The sequence below is a fragment of the Streptomyces sp. JLBT605 genome, assembly GCF_058215555.1.
This window is the reverse complement of record NZ_CM177087.1, coordinates 4295131-4312645: the sequence shown is the minus strand read 5'-3', so window position 1 is coordinate 4312645 and position 17515 is coordinate 4295131. Positions and strand designations below refer to the sequence as shown.

General features: G+C 71.1%; 12 protein-coding genes, 1 other RNA gene and 1 pseudogene. 5 read left to right on the top strand and 9 right to left on the bottom strand.

Annotated features, from left to right (window positions below; translation table 11 throughout):
- Positions 1–13: 13 nt before the first annotated feature.
- Complete coding sequence (locus AC4BDD_RS18630; protein WP_490686576.1) at positions 14–1450, bottom strand: nitrate/nitrite transporter; 1437 nt, start codon at positions 1448–1450, stop codon at positions 14–16.
- Positions 1451–1836: 386 nt separating this feature from the next.
- Here AC4BDD_RS18630 and AC4BDD_RS18625 point away from each other — a divergent pair, with 386 nt between their 5' ends.
- The 4 genes from AC4BDD_RS18625 to AC4BDD_RS18610 all read left to right on the top strand — a co-directional run bounded on the left by AC4BDD_RS18625 (position 1837) and on the right by AC4BDD_RS18610 (position 8012).
- Positions 1837–2322 (top strand): SseB family protein, encoded by a 486-nt coding sequence (locus AC4BDD_RS18625; RefSeq protein WP_490686575.1) that lies wholly within the window; start codon positions 1837–1839, stop codon positions 2320–2322.
- Positions 2319–2879 carry a hypothetical protein gene (locus AC4BDD_RS18620; protein WP_490686574.1) on the top strand — a complete coding sequence of 187 codons (561 nt, stop codon included), beginning with the start codon at positions 2319–2321 and terminating at the stop codon, positions 2877–2879. The genes AC4BDD_RS18625 and AC4BDD_RS18620 overlap by 4 nt, the downstream gene beginning before the upstream one ends.
- Complete coding sequence (locus tag AC4BDD_RS18615) at positions 2879–7621, top strand: putative T7SS-secreted protein (protein ID WP_490686573.1); 4743 nt, start codon at positions 2879–2881, stop codon at positions 7619–7621. Before AC4BDD_RS18620 ends, AC4BDD_RS18615 begins: the two co-directional genes overlap by 1 nt.
- Positions 7622–7709: 88 nt before the next feature.
- Positions 7710–8012: a hypothetical protein gene (locus AC4BDD_RS18610; protein ID WP_490686572.1), complete on the top strand. Its 303-nt coding sequence runs from the start codon at positions 7710–7712 to the stop codon at positions 8010–8012.
- Between the two features lie 59 nt (positions 8013–8071).
- On the opposite strand, the pseudogene AC4BDD_RS18605 reads toward AC4BDD_RS18610, so the two are convergent.
- The 3 genes and pseudogenes from AC4BDD_RS18605 to AC4BDD_RS18595 all read right to left on the bottom strand — a co-directional run bounded on the left by AC4BDD_RS18605 (position 8072) and on the right by AC4BDD_RS18595 (position 10449).
- A pseudogene (locus tag AC4BDD_RS18605) lies at positions 8072–8714 on the bottom strand (DUF4291 domain-containing protein).
- Between the two features lie 34 nt (positions 8715–8748).
- Positions 8749–9366: a Uma2 family endonuclease gene (locus AC4BDD_RS18600; protein ID WP_490686571.1), complete on the bottom strand. Its 618-nt coding sequence runs from the start codon at positions 9364–9366 to the stop codon at positions 8749–8751.
- Between the two features lie 117 nt (positions 9367–9483).
- Positions 9484–10449 (bottom strand): LysR family transcriptional regulator, encoded by a 966-nt coding sequence (locus tag AC4BDD_RS18595; protein WP_490686570.1) that lies wholly within the window; start codon positions 10447–10449, stop codon positions 9484–9486.
- A gap of 156 nt (positions 10450–10605) precedes the next feature.
- Here AC4BDD_RS18595 and AC4BDD_RS18590 point away from each other — a divergent pair, with 156 nt between their 5' ends.
- Positions 10606–11937 (top strand): MFS transporter, encoded by a 1332-nt coding sequence (locus AC4BDD_RS18590; RefSeq protein WP_490686569.1) that lies wholly within the window; start codon positions 10606–10608, stop codon positions 11935–11937.
- A 135-nt stretch (positions 11938–12072) separates the two neighbouring features.
- Here the strand turns inward: AC4BDD_RS18590 and dacB are convergent, their stop codons facing one another.
- The 5 genes from dacB to AC4BDD_RS18565 form a co-directional block, all read right to left on the bottom strand.
- Positions 12073–13812 carry a D-alanyl-D-alanine carboxypeptidase/D-alanyl-D-alanine endopeptidase gene (gene dacB, locus AC4BDD_RS18585; protein WP_490686568.1) on the bottom strand — a complete coding sequence of 580 codons (1740 nt, stop codon included), beginning with the start codon at positions 13810–13812 and terminating at the stop codon, positions 12073–12075.
- A 131-nt stretch (positions 13813–13943) separates the two neighbouring features.
- Positions 13944–15137, bottom strand: a complete 1194-nt coding sequence (locus tag AC4BDD_RS18580) for a hypothetical protein (RefSeq protein ID WP_490691837.1) — start codon at positions 15135–15137, stop codon at positions 13944–13946.
- 131 nt (positions 15138–15268) lie between these two features.
- Positions 15269–15638: a transfer-messenger RNA gene (gene ssrA / locus AC4BDD_RS18575) on the bottom strand.
- 105 nt (positions 15639–15743) lie between these two features.
- On the bottom strand, positions 15744–16223 hold the full coding sequence (gene smpB, locus AC4BDD_RS18570) for an SsrA-binding protein SmpB (RefSeq protein ID WP_490686567.1): 480 nt from the start codon (positions 16221–16223) through the stop codon (positions 15744–15746).
- An 18-nt stretch (positions 16224–16241) separates the two neighbouring features.
- On the bottom strand, positions 16242–17474 hold the full coding sequence (locus AC4BDD_RS18565) for a S41 family peptidase (protein ID WP_490686566.1): 1233 nt from the start codon (positions 17472–17474) through the stop codon (positions 16242–16244).
- Positions 17475–17515 lie beyond the last annotated feature (41 nt).

Here is a 17515-nt window from a genome sequence, read left to right as displayed (position 1 = left end):
TCCTCACCCCGTCTCACACGTCCGCGTAGGCGGGCTGACGCCGCTGGTCGGCGCCGGCGTCCACGTCCGTGCCCGCGTCCGCCTCCGCACCGCTCGCGCCCTGGTCCGCGGCGTCCGCCGGCCGGGAGATGGGTGCCTTACGCAGGTATACGGCCCAGGTCAGCGCCGAGCACACGGCGTAGAAGGCGAGGAAGGAGACGAAGGCCGGGGTGCCGGAGTGCGCGCTGAGGAAGGACTGCCGGAAGGCCATGTTGATGCCCAGCCCGCCGAGCGCGCCGACCGCCCCGATCAGGCCCATGGCGGCGCCGGAGAGGCGCCGCCCGTACGCCGCGGCCTCCTCCCCGTCCATGCCCCGCGCCACGGCCTTCGCCTGGAAGATCCCGGGGATCATCTTGAAGGTGGAGCCGTTGCCGAGTCCGCTGAGCACGAAGAGCGCGATGAAGCCGACCAGGAAGACCGACAGCGACTTCTCGGCGGAGGCGTAGACGACCACCAGGGCCGCCGCCGCCATCGCGCCGAAGTTCCACAGAGTGATCCGGGCGCCGCCGTAGGCGTCGGCTAGCCGGCCGCCGACGGGCCGGATCAGCGAGCCGAGCAGCGGGCCGATGAAGGTGAGCGAGGCCGCCTGCAGCGGGGTGCGGTCGAACTGGTTCTGCAGGACGAGCCCGAAGGCGAAGCTGTAGCCGATGAACGAGCCGAAGCAGCCGATGTAGAGCACCGACATGATCCAGGTGTGCGCGTCCCTGGCCGCTTCCCGCATGGCCCCGGAGTCGTTCTTGACCGGCGCCAGATTGTCCATGAACAGCGCGGCGAGCACGGCGGCGACCACGATGAAGGGGATGTAGGCGGCCAGCACGATCCGCGGGTGCGCGGCCCCCGCGGTGCCGATCACCAGCAGCCCGACGAGCTGGATGACCGGGACGCCGACGTTGCCGCCGCCCGCGTTGAGCCCGAGCGCCCAGCCCTTCTTCCGCAGCGGATAGAAGGAGTTGATGTTCGTCATGGAGGACGCGAAGTTGCCGCCGCCGACCCCGGCGAGCGCCGCGACCACCAGATAGGTGGTGTACGAGGTGCCGGGCTCCATCACGAACGCCGCCGCGACGGTGGGCACCAGCAGCAGCAGCGCGCTGATCACCGTCCAGTTGCGCCCGCCGAACCGGGCCACCACGAGGGAGTACGGCACCCGCAGCACCGCGCCGACCAGTGTCGGCATCGCTACCAGGAAGAACTTCCCGGCCGGGTCCACGCCGTACTCCGGCCCCATGAAGAGGACCATCACCGACCACAGGCCGAAGATCGAGAAGCCGATGTGCTCGGAGAGGATGGAGAAGACGAGGTTGCGGGTGGCGATCCGCTTCCCCTTCTCCTCCCAGAAGGTCTCGTCCTCCGGGTCCCACTGCTGGATCCAGCGGCCCCTCGTACGTGGGGTGGTGGTGGTCGGGGCTGTCATCACGCCTCCACAGGGCTGTACCGGCATTACGGAGCTCGTTCCGGGGGGTGTCGCCCACGACGGTAGGAACGGCGCGTTACCGCGGCTGTGGTGGCAGGTGACGCGGACGAAACCTTGCTCTCACGGGCTGCGGGCCGACGTGGTGAGCCGCGCTCCGGGCCGGGGCAGCCCGCGCCGGGCCGGGGGTGGGGCAGCCCGGGCCGGGGGGTGGCCACGCTCCGGACTGGGGCAGCGCGCTCCGGGCCGCGGGTGGGGCAGCCCGGGCCGGGGCAGCGCGCTCCGGGCCCGGGAGCGCCCCGCGTGGCCCGTGTGGCCGGCCCGACACCGCCCGACACGCGGGCGGACACCTAGCGTCAATCCACGGTGACCATTTGTCGTATCGTCGGATGGATCTTCAAGCGGTGAGGGGCGGGGCCGACGTGGGCTTGTCGGACGAGATTGCGGCGATACGGGCCGGCGAGGGCGACCCCGCGGCTCTGGTCGGGGAGCTCCGGCGTACGGCGGTGCTGGTGCCGCTCGTGGCCGACGGCGGGCTGATGACGGCAAGCCGGGAGGGGATCCGCTGGATCTACGCCTTCACCGACGAAGAGTCCCTCACCCGCTTCGCGGTGGGGCGCGGCGCCGCCGCCGATGCCGAGGTGCCGTACCGGAAGGTCCTGGGCGCGCGCCTGTTGGACGTGGTGATTCCGGCGCTGGACGGCCCGGCCGGGGTCGCGGTGGACGTCGCCGACCCGGAGGGATCGATGCTCTTCCCGCCGGCCCGGGGGATCGTGCCGGACGCGGTCGCGGTGGATGCGTACCCCGAAGCGGTCAGCGGCTCCATGAACACCTCACCGGACGACTCGGCAGACGCGGGGGGCGACGCTCGATGAGCGACGGCGGCGGCGACAACAGCGACCTGAAGATCGACCAAGAGGCGCTGAACAACATCACCAAGGGGTTGCGGGCCGCGATCGAGGAACTGGCGGGCATCGGCGACGAGACCAGCTCGCTGATCGGGGCCGGGTTCGAGAAGCTCTCGATGACCAGCATGGAGGCCGGGCACAACGAACTGGCCAAGGACTTCGAGGACTTCTGCGAGATCTGGGAATGGGGTGTCCGGGCGCTGATCCAGGACGCCAACACCCTGGCGCAGAAGACCGGGCTGGCCGCCGGCCTCCACTACGAGAACGACAAGTACATCAACGACACCTTCAAGATCACCGCCAACGCCGTCGCCGGGAACCCGCACCTGAGCGAGGAGGAAGTCACGGAGAAGAGCTGGGGCGAGCTGTTCTCGGCGGAGACATACGCCCCCGACTACAGCAAGGAGTCGTTCGAGGAGGCGGGGCAGGACATCCGAGAGACGTGGCAGACCGCTGGGGACGCCGGCCACAAGAAGAAGCTCACCGGGTTCTCGCTCCCCTCGCAGCCGGGGGATGAGGGCTGATGGGCTTCGGGGACTGGGTCAGCGACGTCACGCCCGACAGCCTCGAAGACGCGGTCGAGGACGGCGTGGAGGTGGTCGGCGAAGGCATCGAATACGGAGGTGGCAAGCTCGCCGACGGGTTGGACGCGGTCGGTGCGGACAGCGCGGCCGACGTGGTCCGGGACAAGAGCAAATCGCTGGCCAACCGCCTGGGCGCGGACGTCTCCGAGCTGGGTCTGGGAGAAACCGACAACCCCAGGAAGCTGATCTACGGCAGCGTCTCGAAGATCCGGTCCACCGCGTCCCATCTCCGGGATTTCCAGAAGGCGTTCGACAACGTCGGGAACGGCCTGCGGAAGCTGGACTCGACGCACTGGAAAGGCCAGGCGGCCGACGCCTTCCGGTTGCAGGTGGCGGTCGAGCCGAAGAAGTGGTTCAAGGCCGCGGACGCCTGCGAGTCGGCCGCCGGCGCGCTGGACGGCTTCGCCGACACGGTCGAGTGGGCGCAGGGCCAGGCCCAGGTGGCACTCGACACGTACAAGCAGGGCAAGGAGGTTTCCGCCGCGGCCCGTACCGCCTACGACGCCGTCGTCGGCACGTACAACATCGCACAAAAGAAGTGGGGCGCGGCAGTCCTCATCGGTAAGGACCCCGGCCCGCCGCCGACCAAGCCGGCGGAGTTCCAGGACCCCGGACCCGCGTTCGAGGAGGCGGCCCAGCAGATCCTGGACGAGGCCCGTCGGCAGCGCGACGCGGCCGCGGCACTCGCGCAGCTGGCTGTCCAGACCGCCCGGGCCGCGGCCCCACCGAAGCCGTCCTACGGCGACCAGGTCGCGGACGGGAATGTGCGCCTCGCGCTGGACACCGAGCACCTGGCCGCCGGGGTGGTCAAGGGCGGCGCCGGGATCATCGGCTTCGGGCGCAGTCTCAACCCGACCGATCCGTACAACCTCGGCCACCCGGCGGAGTACGTCACCAGCCTGAACAGCACCGCGGCCGATCTCTACACGGTCGCAAGCGACCCGACCGGGGCGGGCAAGGACATGGTCCGGGAATTCGCCAAGGACCCGTCGGAGGGCTTCGGCCGGGCCATTCCCGAGATCATCGGCGCCAAGGGCGCGGGGGCGGCGAAGACAGGCGTCAGGACGCGGGGACTCCGCCGGCACGAGCCACATGCGGTGCCGGAGGAGGGCCCATCGGCGCGCGACACGTCCCGGCACGGCCCGTACGAGAACACGACCGAGAACCGGAACCGGGAGGAGTGCGGCGACCCGGTCGACCTGGCGACCGGGAAGATGTTCCTGCCGCAGACCGATGTGGCGCTTCCCGGGTCGCTGCCGCTGGAGTTCAAGCGGCAGACGGAGTCCGGTTACGCGCTCGGGCGCTGGTTCGGCCCGGGCTGGACGAGCACCGTCGACCAGCGCCTGGAGATCGACGCCGAGGGAGTCGTCTTCGTCAGCGAGGACGGGCTGCTGCTGGCCTACCCGCATCCGGCCCCTGGCGTCCCCACCCTCCCCGAAGCGGGCCCGCGCTGGCCGCTGGAGCGGGACGCGCACGGCGATTACACCCTCACCGATCCGGATTCCGGCTGGGTACGGCACTTCACCGCACCCGAGGGCGAGCCCAACGGCAGCGACGGCACCGCCCGCATCGAGCAGATATCCGACCGTGGTGGCCACTGGATCACGTTCGAGTACGGCCCCGAGGGCGTCCCGACGCGCATCGTCCACAGCGCCGGCTACGAGCTGAAGCTCACGACCGCCGACGGCCGGATCACCGCCCTCCACTTGGTGGGCGCGGCCCCCGGCAGCTCCCACGGCTCCGAGGGCTCCGAGGGCTCCGACCAAGAGCTGATCCGCTACGGCTACACCGACGGCAATCTCACCGAGGTCGTCAACTCCAGCGGCCTGCCGCTGCGTTTCGCGTACGACGACGAGCGCCGGATCATCTCCTGGACCGACACCAACGACCGCCGCTACGACTACGTCTACGACAACCGCGACCGCTGCATCGCCCAGGGCGGCGAGGCGGGCCACATCACGATGCGGTTCGCCTACCAGGATCCGGACGACGGGACCGGCCACCGCGTCACCACGGTCACCACCGCCCAAGGCGCCGTCAGCCGGTACGTGGTGAACGAGCGATGCAAGGTCGTGTCAGCGACGGACCCGCTCGGCAACACCGTCCGCACCACGTACGACCGCCACGACCGCGTCCTTACCCGCACCGACGCCCTCGGCCACACCACGGCGTACGAGTACGACGCGGCGGGCAACCTGACGGCGATCACCGGCCCGGACGGCAGCCGGTCCACGGCCGAGTACAACGACCTGCGTCTGCCGTCGCAGCTCACCGGCCCGGACGGCGCCACCTGGCGCCAGACCTACGACGAGGCGGGCCGCCGCACGTCGGTGACGGACCCGGCCGGCCACACCACCCACTACGCCTACGACACCCTCGGCCACCTGTCGGCGGTCACGGATCCCCTGGGCCACACGACCCACGTCCGCTGCGATGCGGCCGGCCTGCCCGTCGAGATCACCGACCCGCTCGGCGGGACCACCGCCTACCACCGCGACGGCTTCGGCCGCCCGACGACCATCGTCGACCCCACGGGCGCGACCACCCGCCTGACCTGGTCCATCGAAGGCAAGCTCACCAGCCGCACCGCCCCGGACGGCTCACAGGAGCACTGGACCTACGACGGCGAAGGCAACTGCACCACCCACACCGACCCCATCGGCGGCATCACCCACTTCGAGTACACCCACTTCGACCTGCTCGCCGCCCGCACGGGCCCGGACGGGGTGAGGTACGAGTTCACGCACGACGCCTCCCTCCGCCTCACCGAGGTCACCAACCCGCAGGGCCTGACCTGGCAATACGAGTACGACCCGGCCGGACGCCTGCTCTCCGAGACCGACTTCGACGACCGCCGCCTGACCTACACGTACGACGCCGCAGGCCGCCTGGCGACCCGTACCAACCCCCTCGCCCAGACGATCACCTACGAACGGGACGCCCTCGGCCGCACCACCCGCAAAGACGCCGACGGGCGGACGACGTCCTTCACCTACGACCCGATCGGCCGCCTGCTCTCCGCCACCGGCCCCGACGCCGAGGTCGTCTACCAACGCGATCGCCTCGGCCGCGTGAAGTCCGAGATGGTCGCGGGCCGCGTGCTCACCCACACCTACGACGCCCTCGGCCGCCGCACCCGCCGCATCACCCCCACCGGCACAGTCACCACATACGGCTACGACGCGGCGGGCAACCGCACCACCCTCACGGCGTCGGGCCACACCGTGGCCTCCGGCTACGACGCAGCGGGCCGCGAGCTGACCCGGAGGATCGGCGACGCCCTGGAGCTGACCAGCACCTGGGACCCACTGGGCCGCCTGACGGCCCAAACACTCACGGGCGCTGATCAGGTAAGAATCCAACACCGGGCCTACACCTACCGCGCCGACGGCCACCTCACCGGGCTGACCGACCACCTCAACGGCCCCCGCACCTTCGACCTCGACACGGCGGGCCGGGTCACCGCCGTCCACGCCGGGGCCTGGACCGAGAGCTACGCCTACGACGAGGCCGGCAACCAGACCCAGGCGGCCTGGCCCGCCGACCACCCCTCCCAAGAGGCCACCGGCACCCGCGCCTACACCGGCACCCGCATCACCCGCGCGGGCAGCTATCGCTACGAGCACGACGCCGCCGGCCGCCTCACCCTGCGCCAGAAGACCCGCCTGTCCAAGAAACCGGACACCTGGCGCTACACATGGGACGCCGAGGACCGCCTGACCTCCGTCACCACCCCCGACGGCACGATCTGGCGCTACCTCTACGACCCCTTCGGCCGCCGCGTCGCCAAGCAACGCCTGGGCGCCGACCACGAGGTCACCGAGGAAGTCACCTTCACCTGGGACGGCCCCACCCTGGTCGAGGAAACCACCAGCTCGCCCGGTCTCCCCCACCCCGTCACCCTCACCTGGGACCACGCCGGCCTCCGCCCGATATCCCAAACCGAACGCATCACCGACGCCACCACCCAACGCGAGATCGACGCCCGATTCTTCGCCATCGTCACGGACCTGGTGGGCGCCCCGACGGAGCTCGTGGCCGAGACAGGCGACATCGCCTGGCGCACCCGGTCCACACTCTGGGGCACCACCACCTGGGCCACCGACAGCACGGCCTACACCCCGCTCCGCTTCCCAGGCCAGTACTTCGACCCCGAAACGGGCCTGCACTACAACGTCCAGCGCTACTACGACCCGCAAACGGCGCGGTACTTGTCTGCGGATCCGCTCGGCCTCTCGCCAGCAGCCAACCCTGCAGCCTATGTCCACAACCCGCATACCTGGACCGACTGCCTTGGGCTGGCCCCAGAGTGTGAAGAAGGTAAGCCAAAGCGAAGGGGACTTCTCGACAGACTCTTCGGAAGGAAGGAAAAGCCCGAGCCGCCTCCAGCAAACGCAACGGTGGGAGATCTACGCGGCATCACCCACGACGTCGTGGACGAGCACGATAAGTGGAGCTATGACCCAATGAAGAGGGGTATGCTCGGAAGTCTGGACGACCACAAATTGCTCCGAGCAGTATTCGACCCAGATGACGAATTTCGAACCTTCATGACCTACCACAGCGACGGACACATGCTGGAGGGTAATCACAGAATGGCAGAGCTCATCGAACGGGCCAAAGACCCTCAAAACAAGAATATCGACTGGGATACTCCCATCTACATTCGAGGCTGGGAGTAATTCAATGCGCACCCCGGGTCGTAGTGTCGCAGTCCGGCTTGCGGAACGCCGCGTAAAGAGGTTGCCGCCAGGCCTTGCGGTCACCTTGATGAAATCGGCCAAGGATGCCAGCATCGCACACGAAGGCAACGTCGAGTGGATGAGCCGCAATCACCAAGACTTCGACGATGCATACTTGGTCCCCATGCTGGCGTACAGACTGCGCTCTAGAGATATTCGCTGCATGGTGGTGTTGAAGAGCACACAGAGGATGGCAGTGATGCCCTTGGACGTTAGCCCGTGGAAATTCCTCTCCCTGCCCGGAGTGAACCCAAGAGAAATGGTTCATCTTGTCGGACAGCTGGCATCGGTACACCCATTCATCAAATTTGACGGCACCGTTACGCAATGACTCCGCGGCCGCTCCTGACAAGGGCTCTCCGGGCATGACCCGCGACCCCGGATTTCAGCTCATCTGGCCAGGTGGGCCAAGGGCTCGTCCTCGGCCGGGTAAGGGCGCTCCAGCGGCAGGTTCCGATGGGCAGCGCTCAGGTCTCCTTCCTTGACCAGCGCTCCGACCTCACGGGCCAGCGGCGTCACGTCCGTGATGGAGACGATCCACTCATCCGCGTATCGGTGTGCGGCTTCGCCGCTCAGGCCGAGTTGGAGTGAGCGGTGGGGCAGCGGGCGCAGGTGGAGGTCGCGTTCGGGGTCCCATTGGACGCGGGCGGGGGCTTGTTTCAGCTGGCGCTTCCAGGCGGCTTGGTCGGGGTGCAGGCCGTGCTCGTAGTGGGAGAGGCAGGCGTTCCGCAGCGCCCATTCGAAACCCTGGCGGGAGATCTCGACGGCGAGGACCGTCTCCTGGCCTTGCTTCGTCGCCCAGCCGCAGCGGTACATCATCCATAGGAATGACGGCTTGATCCAGGTCATCCGGTCCCGTTTCCAGGCCGCGGGGAATCGGCCGTCCCGTGCCGCGGGCAGGCCGATCTCCGGCGGGTACGCCTGGTAGACGGTGACCGTGGTCTCCGTGTAGCGCGCGAATCTGGTACTTCGGTTCTTCCTTGGTTTGAGGATGATGCCGGCGGCGTGCGGTGGACCACCGATTTTCGATCATGCCCAGCGTCAACCGCCGGGTACCCGGCTGCCGGTCAGGCAGTGCTTCCGCTGCGGTATCGGGGGAAGCGGGACGTGTCGACGATCCATTGGCCCATAAGGATCTTCTCGCCGAACACGTGCCGCTGGTGAGTGCGGTACTGCGGCTCGCCACTGATGGTGTCAGGGTCGGTGTGGACGCTGATGGTGCCGTCACGCGGGTCGATGATCGCGTAGGCGCGGATGCCCATGCGCGGGTACTCGCGGAGCTTGACCATGTAGTCGTTGGCCGGGTTCGACTTCGACACGACCTCCACGGCGAGATCGACATCGGGAGCGAAGGCGGCCGCGTCGTCCTCTTGGGCGTCGAACGCGTCCCGTGACATGACGAGCAGGTCTGCGGTCCGGCACAGGCCGAGCCCGGGGTGCTCCACGCGGGTCTCGGGCATGGCCGCCGCCCCCCGGTCCTGGCCTCTGATCTGCTCGGTCAGCAGACCCACGATCTCTCCGTGGCGGGGGGACGGGCTCATCATGATGATGTTGATCCTCTGGTCGGCGACGTCGGCCCTCACCCGGGTGCCTCGCCGATCGGCCGTGTCGACCATCTCTTCGGCAAGGTCGCGAAGCCGGTAGTAGGCCTCTGTCGCGCCAGGCTCAACAGGTTGTGCGCTCATTGCTGGCCCCTTGGCGTTGCGGGTCGGTGTGTGGATCGACGCTACCTACCGTGTGGGCAGGTCCGCCTGCCCATTCATGGTGGCATGAAGTCCTGCGGTAGCATGCCCGGCTCTCGCTCACCGTTCCGGCGACATCAGCCGAAGGTCGGGGTCCGGGAGCCAGGAGCCCGGCGGGCGGGTCAGCCAGCCCGCGGAGGCGGACAGGGCGGTCACCGTGCGGTGCAGGGCGTCCAGGCCGGGGTGGCGCAGGCCCTTGCGCCAGACCAGGGAGATCGGGGAGAGCGGGACCGGGTCGACGATCGGGCGGAGCACCATGCCGGGGAGTTCGATGAATTCGACGCTGGCCAGGACGGACCAGCGGCGTTTGCGCACGACGCGGATGAATTCCTCCTCGCCGTCGATCTCCGGGAACGGCTCGGCGATATGGATGCCGCGGCCCGCGAAGAGGCGGGTCGCGAGGTCCGTCCATTCCGCCGTGTGCGGGTTGCCTGCCGCCGCGTAGAGGGTTTCGCCCGCCAGGGAGGCGAGGGGGATTTCGGCCCGGGACGCCAGGGGGTGGTCCTCCGGGAGCAGGACCGTCATGGGCTCGTAGCGGACCGGGCGGTGGTCGAGGCGGGCCAGGACGGCCGGGGCCAGGCCCGCGACGCGGCCGAAGGAGACGTCCAGGCGACCGGCGAGGATCTCGGCGGCCGCGCCGGTCAGGCCGGTGTGGAAGCGGGCGATCAGTTCGAGCTCGGGGGCGGTGGCCCGGGTGCGGCTGAGGAGTTGGTACGCGGTGCCGACCTTCGCTCCGACGTCGACGAGCAGCGGACGCTCGTCACGGACGAAGGCGGCGGTCAGCTCGTCGTGGGCGGTCAGCACCCGGCGGGCGTGCGGCAGCAGGCGCTCACCGGCCGGGGTGAGGGTCACCTGCCGGGTGGTGCGTACGAAGAGGTCCGCGCCCAACTCGCCCTCCAAGCGGCGGATATCGCGGCTGAGGGCCTGCTGGGCGACGAACAGCCGGGCGGCGGCACGGGTGAAGTGCAGTTCCTCGGCCACGGCGGTGAAGGACCGCAGCAGTCGCGGCTCTATGTCATGGGGCACCCGCCCATCCTTCCCCGTCCGGCATTGACAACGCCAGTGAGTGAATGGGGGCTGGTCAGGTGTTGGACCGGAGCGGGGCGGTCCGGCGACCGTGGTCGGGTGATCCTTTTCCTTGCCTCGCGGCCTGTCGTCCCTGCCCGTCGCCGACTTGGCGCGGTGTCCGAGGGCGCGCTCCCCGGCGCTGGGGGCCGCCCGGCCGCACGCGCGAAGGCAGCCCGGCGGCGGGGCGCGTTGCTCGGTCCGTACCGGCGGATCTTCGACGCGCCCGGGGCGCTCGCCTTCACGCTCGCCGCGCTGCTCGCCCGGCTCGCCGGGGCGATGCTCGGCGTCAGCAACGTGCTGATGATCGCGCTGACCCGGGACTCCTACGCGCTCGCCGGGGCGGTCTCGGCGACCGGCGTGGCGGTCGCCGCGGTCGCGTCCCCGCTGCTCGGGCGGCTGGTGGACCGGTACGGGCAGGCGAGGGTGGCGGTCCCGGCGGCCGGGGTCTTCGCCCTCGGGGCGCTGGCGATGCTGCTGTGCGTGCACTACGGGGCCCCGGCCTGGGCGCTGTTCGGCTGCGTGGTGGGTACGGCCGGGGTGCCCGGCGTGGGGGCCATGACCCGCGCCCGGTGGGTGGCGATCCACCGGGACGACGCGGCGGCCCGGCACACCGCCGGCTCCTTCGAGCAGGTCATCGACGAGCTGTGCTTCATGGTCGGACCGGCGCTGGCGATGGTGCTGTGCACCGCGCTCTTCCCGGAGGCCGGGCTGCTGACCGGGGCCGTGCTGCTGGTCGTCGGCGTCCTCGCCTTCGCGGCCCAGCGCGCCACCGAGCCACCACCGCACCCCCGCAAGAACCCGGGGACGGCCGGGGCGGTCGGTACGGAGAGCCGTGGGGAGGCGGCGGGGGCCGACGGCGGGCCGGGCCGGTCGCCGCTGCGCCTGCCGGGGCTGCGGATGGTGCTGATCACCTTCCTGGCGACCGGGGCGGTGTTCGGCTCCATGGAGGTCGCCACGGTGGCGACCGTCGAGTCGTACGGACACGCCGGCCACGGTGCGGCGAGCAGTGCCGTGCTGGGGCTGCAGGCCGCCGGATCGTGCCTGGCCGGGCTGGTCTTCGGCGCGCTGCCGGTGCGCGCGTCGGCCACCTGGCGCTTCGTGGCGGGGGTGGCGGCCATGGCGCTGGCCGTGCCGGTGCTGCTGGCGGCGGACGGGCTCGGCACCCTTGCGGTGCTGCTGTTCCTCGTCGGGACGGCCACCGCGCCGACGATGATCACCGGCATGACGCTGGTCCAGCGGCTGCTGCCGTCCGCCCAGCTCAACGAGGGGATCACCACCGTCTACACCGGCCTGCTCATCGGCATCTCCGCCGGGGCGGCCGCCGGCGGCTGGACGGTGGAGCACTTCGGTGCGGACGCGGGTTACGCCGCTCCGGCGCTCGCCTCGACCCTCGCCTTCGTCGCGGCCGTGGCGGGCGCGACCCGCCGCACGGTGACCACCGCCTGATCGCCCGTTCGCCGGGCGTGTGTGCGGTATCCGCTCTCAAAAGGCGGTCGCCGCCGCCCGCGTCGCAGGGAGAGCGGGCGGCGGCCGCGTGCGTCAAGGCCAGGGGCAGGGGCAAGGCCAGGGGCAGGGGCAGGATCAGCAGTGGACCGGTTTCCGCCAGGCGCATTCCAGATCTCCGGGCAGCTCCGTGTTCCGCAAGGAGACGTGCGGCCGGGCCGCGACCGTGCCGTCCGCGTGCGACGACGCCAGGGTGACCACGATCGCGTCCTCGACGCTCTTCACCGACGGGGCGAGGAAGTTGTTGAGGACGATGGAGAAGACCAGCTCACGGCCGTCCGCATCGGTGACGTACCCGGAGAGCGCGGAGGCGCCGGTCAGGGAGCCGGTCTTGGCGTGGACCTTGCGCTCCGCCGGGGTGCCGCACATCCGGGAGCGCAGGGTGCCGCCGGTGAGGCGGTCCGGGCCGCAGGCGACGGGCAGGGCGGCGTACCAGTCGGCGTACCAGGGTTCGTCCCGGACGGAGAGCAGCAGGGTGGCGAACTCGCCCGCCGGGATGGTGTTCATACGGGACAGGCCGGATCCGTCGACCTGGCGCAGCGTGCCCGGGTCCACCCCGGCGCGCTTGAGGTAGCCGCTGATGGCGGTGAGCCCGGCGCTCCAGGTGCCCTTGCCGGTCGCCTCGTAGCCGATGGTCTTCGTCAGCACCTCGGCGTGGTTGTTGTTGGACAGCTTCATGAAGGGGACGAGGAGGTCCTTGAGCGGCATGGAACGGTGGCCGGCGAGCGACCTGGCGGTGGGCGGGGCGGGCAGGCCGAGCCGGGGCTTGCCGGTGACGTGTATGCCGTGGTCGGCGAGGGCGTCGGCGAAGACGGCGGCGGCGTAACCGGTGGGCTCCCAGACGCTCACCCACTCCTTGGTGGCCGGGGCGCCGATGGGGATCTGCCCGGTGAGGGTGATGGTGTTGGTGCCGTGGAGCCGCTCGACGGTGAGGGTGCCGGGGCGGCCCCGGGCGACGGTGGTGGCCCGGTTGTCGACGCGTACGTGGTCGTTGGCGGGGGTCAGCGTCACTTTCGGCTTGTCGCCGACAGCCGGCCCGGGCGTGGCCTGGACGATGACGCTGCCCGCGTCGTAGTCGGTGTCGGGGGCGACGGTGAGCGCGGAGATCTGGGCCGCGTAGTAGGCGGACTCGTCGTCGGCGGCCCAGGAGCGGCCGACCCGCTGGGTGTCGAAGCGGGTGTCGTCGGCGACGAGCCGCCCGGTGACCCGCTTGATGCCCGTGCGGGCCAGGTCGGCGGCGAGCTTGTCGTAGTCCTTGGCGAGCATGGTCGGGTCGCCGGTGCCGCGCAGGTACAGATCGCCTACGAGGTCGGAGCCCTGGCGGCGGCCGTCGCTGAGCACCTCGGTGCGGAAGCGGTAGCCCGGGCCCAGCAGTTCCATGGCGGCGGCCGAGGTGGTCAGTTTGGTGGTGGAGGCGGGCATCAGCCGGTCGGCGGGGCGGTGTTGGTAGCGGATGTCGCCGGTGGCGGCGTCGGCGACGACCACGCTCGCGGCGCCACCGCTCAGCCGGCGGTCCTGGAGGATGGTGTCGATGGCCCTCTTGAGGTCGTCGTCGCCGCCGGTCCGGGCGGAGTCGGCGCCGGCCGGGGCGCTCCAGGTGAGGGTGGCGACCAGGCCGAGGACCAGCGGCCAGGCCCAGGCGCGGCTACGGGCGCGGGGCCGATGGTCACCGGCCCCGGCCCGGGCCCCGGCACGGCGGTCATGGTTCCGGCCACCGGCATCGGCCTCGGCGCGGGTCCGGCCACCGGCACCGGCGCGGGCACGGGCGCGCGCACGGAGGGAGGCGGGGCGCTGGGTGGCACTCACACGTCTGCTCATGTCACGTGAGGGTCCCGCAGGAGCGGCCGCGACGATAGGGGGCGGGAGACGAGCCGGGGTGGAGGGCGAAACGCGGCGGGACGCGGCGGGACAGTGGAACGCGGGCCCGCCCGGCGCGCGCTGACCTCACGTCAGCCGTTCGCCGCCCGCCTGCGCTTGCGTACGAGGACGGCCGCCGCCGCGCCGAGCAGGGCGGCGGCACCGGCGCCCCCGCCGGCCCACACCGCGCCCGGCACACCGCCCCCGTCCTCGTCCTCGTAGTCGTGCGCCGGTCCCTTGGTGACGGTGAGGTGGGCGGTCCGCTTCACCCGCCCGTGGTGGCTGACGACGGTGACCGGGTAGCTGCCCGGCTCCAGGCCGCGCCGGGTCTTCGCCAGTCCGTAGTAGCGGGGATCGTCGCCGTCCCCCGCCTTGCTGTCGTCGCGACGCAGCTTCACCGGGCCCGCGAAGGCCGGGGAGGTCGCCGTGAGCCGGTCCTCCTCGCCCGGGTCCGGGTAGGCGTCGCGCAGCAGGACGTTGACCGCGCCCCCGGACCTGAGGCGGTAGCCCTTCGTACGGGAGGCGTCCGGGTACCCGTGTTTGCCGAAGAACGCCAGCTTCCGCACCTTGCCGACGTAGTCCCCGTCGCCGGACCGGGCGGCGCGTACCGTCAGCTTCGCCTCGGTGACCCGATGGCCGTCGCCGCCGGTCACGGTCACCGCGTACACGCCGTCCGGGGTGCCCGGCGGCAGGTGCGGCTGCGCGCTGAACATCCTGGGGTTGTTCCAGTCGTACTCGTCGTCGTGGGTGAGCCGGACGGGCGCGGCGAACGCCTTGGAGCGTGCGGTGAACGCCGTGCCGGTCTCCCCGGGGTAGAGGTCGTCGAAGGCCAGGTACAGCCGCTCCCCGGGCCGGGCCACGTCGGTGTCCATCGCGGAGACCTCGAAGCGCGGCCGCTGGGAGGCGACGACCTTGACCTTGTCGCGTGCCACGACCTTGCCGCCGACCTTGACGACGACCGGGTACGTGCCGGGCTTGGCCGTCATCACGATCGGCTCCCGCGCCGCATAGGGCGACCCCTGCTCGGGGCGGAGGCGGACCGGGGCGCGGAACACCGGTGAGGAGGCCACCGCCGTGTCCTGGCCCGGTGCGGTGCCGATGTGGTCCAGCGCCAGGTCGACGACCTCGCCGGGGCGGGCTCCCTCGGCCCCGTTGAGGATCAGGGAGAGCGACGGGTCCCCCTCACCGGCCGGGCCGGCGCCGTCGGCGTACGCCGGGCCCGCCACGATCGCGCAGCTCAGCACCCCGCCGCATACCGCCATCGCCACCGCCGCCCGCTTCGGCATCCCGCTCACGGCATCCCCTCTCGTCGCTGGTGAAGAGCCCGTGATCACGGTCGGGGTTGCCTCGCGGGGGTGAGACATGACGAAGGCCCCGCTGCCGGATTGGCAGCGGGGCCTTCGCCTCACATGGGATGAAGTGGAGATGGCGGGAATCGAACCCGCGTCCAACGGTGCGGAACCAGGACTTCTCCGAGCGCAGTCCGCTGTGCTTTTCTCGGCCCCGGAGATCACGCGGACAAGTCTCCGACGGGCTCAGCCACTGTTTGATTTCCCACCGAGTCCCGTGGCCGGGCTCAGTGGTTTAGTCCCCTAGCTGATGCCAGGATCCGGGTCGGGAACAGCCCCGGGCTGACACTTCGCAAGTCGCTACTTAGGCAGCGAGGGCGAAGGAATCGCGCTTGGTGTTGGCGATTATTGGTTTCGGCATATGGTTTACGAGATCATTGCCGCTTCCTCGGCTCGCTTCCCCTGCTTCGACAGCCGCTGTCGAAACCGATCATCCCCATGTTGTTTTATCAAGGTGCGCACACCCGGCGAGCGAGCGTGCAGGTGCCATCGTACGGGAACAACGCGGGACCGTGCCAGCGTATTCCCGCGGGCCGGAGAGGGTTACGCCCGCTGCCGCCGGCGCGCCGCGGAGATCGCCCGGTCCGCCTCCCGGCGGTCCTGCTTCTCGCGCAGCGTCTGCCGCTTGTCGTACTCCTTCTTGCCCTTGGCCAGCGCCACCTCGACCTTGGCCCGGCCGTCCTTGAAGTACAGGGAGAGCGGCACGATGGTGTGGCCGGTCTCCTGGATCTTCTGCTCCAGCTTGTCGATCTCGGCGCGGTGCAGCAGCAGCTTCCGCTTGCGGCGGGCGCTGTGGTTGGTCCAGGTCCCCTGGCTGTACTCCGGGACGTGGACGTTGTGCAGCCACGCTTCGTGACCGTCGATCTGCACAAAGCCGTCGACCAGCGAGGCACGTCCCTGGCGGAGTGATTTCACCTCGGTGCCGGTGAGCACCAGGCCGCACTCGTACGTGTCCAGAATGTGATAGTCGTGTCGCGCCTTCTTGTGCTGCGCGATCAGTTTGCGACCCGTTTCCTTAGCCATAGCCCAGCCATTCTCGCACTAGGACCCGCCCCCGAGGCCACTCAATACCTTGCGGGCCCGCTCCTCGGCGGCCTGGCCGGTATCGCCGCCGGTGTTCAGGTCGGGGACGATTCCGGCTCCGTCGACGTTTCTGCCGGACGGGGTCCGGTAGTGCCCCACGGTCAGCTCGGCGACCGAGCCGTCCGGCAGCTCCCTGGGCACCTGCACGGAGCCCTTGCCGAAAGTACGGGAGCCGACGACCACCGCGCGGCCGCGGTCCTGGAGGGCGCCGGTGAGCAGCTCGGCGGCGCTCATGGTGCCGCCGTCGACGAGCACAACCACCGGGGTGTCGGTGTCGCCGCCGGTGTCCGCGTCGAGCACCCGCTGCTCGCCCCGGTCGTCGTAGGTGCCCACCAGGCCGCCGTCGAGGAAGGCGGAGGCGGCGGAGGTGGCCTCGGTGACCAGTCCGCCGGAGTTGCCGCGCAGGTCGAGGAGGATGCCGTCGCCGTCGGGGGTCCGGCGGACCGCGCGGCGCACCTCCTCGCCGGTGCCCTTGGTGAAGGACTGGACCCTGATACGGGTGGCCGGCGGCCGCCGGTCGGTGAGCCGGTCGACGGTCACCGGCCGGGTGCGCAGCCGGGCCCGGCGCAGGGTGCGTTCCCACCGCCGGGTGCCGCGCTGGAGGCCGAGGACGACCGGGGTGTCCTCGGCCCGGTCGCCGAGGTGGTCGCCGCGGAGCTCGGCCACCACCTCGGTGACCGGCCGGCCCGCGGTGGGGGTGCCGTTGACGGTGCGCAGCCGGTCGCCGGGGCGGATGCCGGCCCGGGCGGCGGGGCTGCCGGCCTCGACGCGGTCCACCTCGAGCTGCCCGCTCCGGGCGCGCCGGGCGGCCAGCCCCACGCCCACGTAGCGGCCGTCGAGCCGCTGCCGGAAGCCTTCGTATTCGCGGGCGCTGTAGACGGCGCTCCAGCGGTCGCCGCTGCGGCTCACCGCCTCGCGGGCCGCCGCTCCCGACTGGCCCTCCTGGACGGCGGCGGCCACCGCGGCCACGGCCGCCGCCTCGCGGGTGTCGGCCGCGTCGGCCACGGGTGCGGCCGGCACCGGCGCGGCGGCCTCCGGCTCGCGGTGCGGGGCGTCACCCCAGGAGCCGGTGGCGGCCCCGGTGGCCAGGACGCCGGCGAAGACCAGTGTCAGGGCGGCCCCGCGGCACAGGCGACGGGGGGTTCCACCGCCGGCGCCAGGGGCAGGTAGGTATGAACACGGGCCCGACATGGCGGTGAGTCTAGGCCACCGACGGGCGCCGCAAGGGTTGT

What these genes read in the sequence shown, in the direction of transcription:
- AC4BDD_RS18610 (WP_490686572.1), top strand. Translation starts at nt 7,710, where the DNA reads ATGAAATCGGCCAAGGATGCCAGCATCGCACACGAAGGCAACGTCGAG.
- dacB (WP_490686568.1), bottom strand. Translation starts at nt 13,812, where the DNA reads ATGAGCAGACGTGTGAGTGCCACCCAGCGCCCCGCCTCCCTCCGTGCG.
- AC4BDD_RS18615 (WP_490686573.1), top strand. Translation starts at nt 2,879, where the DNA reads ATGGGCTTCGGGGACTGGGTCAGCGACGTCACGCCCGACAGCCTCGAA.
- AC4BDD_RS18565 (WP_490686566.1), bottom strand. Translation starts at nt 17,474, where the DNA reads ATGTCGGGCCCGTGTTCATACCTACCTGCCCCTGGCGCCGGCGGTGGA.
- AC4BDD_RS18620 (WP_490686574.1), top strand. Translation starts at nt 2,319, where the DNA reads ATGAGCGACGGCGGCGGCGACAACAGCGACCTGAAGATCGACCAAGAG.
- AC4BDD_RS18600 (WP_490686571.1), bottom strand. Translation starts at nt 9,366, where the DNA reads ATGAGCGCACAACCTGTTGAGCCTGGCGCGACAGAGGCCTACTACCGG.
- smpB (WP_490686567.1), bottom strand. Translation starts at nt 16,223, where the DNA reads ATGGCTAAGGAAACGGGTCGCAAACTGATCGCGCAGCACAAGAAGGCG.
- AC4BDD_RS18630 (WP_490686576.1), bottom strand. Translation starts at nt 1,450, where the DNA reads ATGACAGCCCCGACCACCACCACCCCACGTACGAGGGGCCGCTGGATC.
- AC4BDD_RS18580 (WP_490691837.1), bottom strand. Translation starts at nt 15,137, where the DNA reads ATGCCGAAGCGGGCGGCGGTGGCGATGGCGGTATGCGGCGGGGTGCTG.
- AC4BDD_RS18625 (WP_490686575.1), top strand. Translation starts at nt 1,837, where the DNA reads ATGGATCTTCAAGCGGTGAGGGGCGGGGCCGACGTGGGCTTGTCGGAC.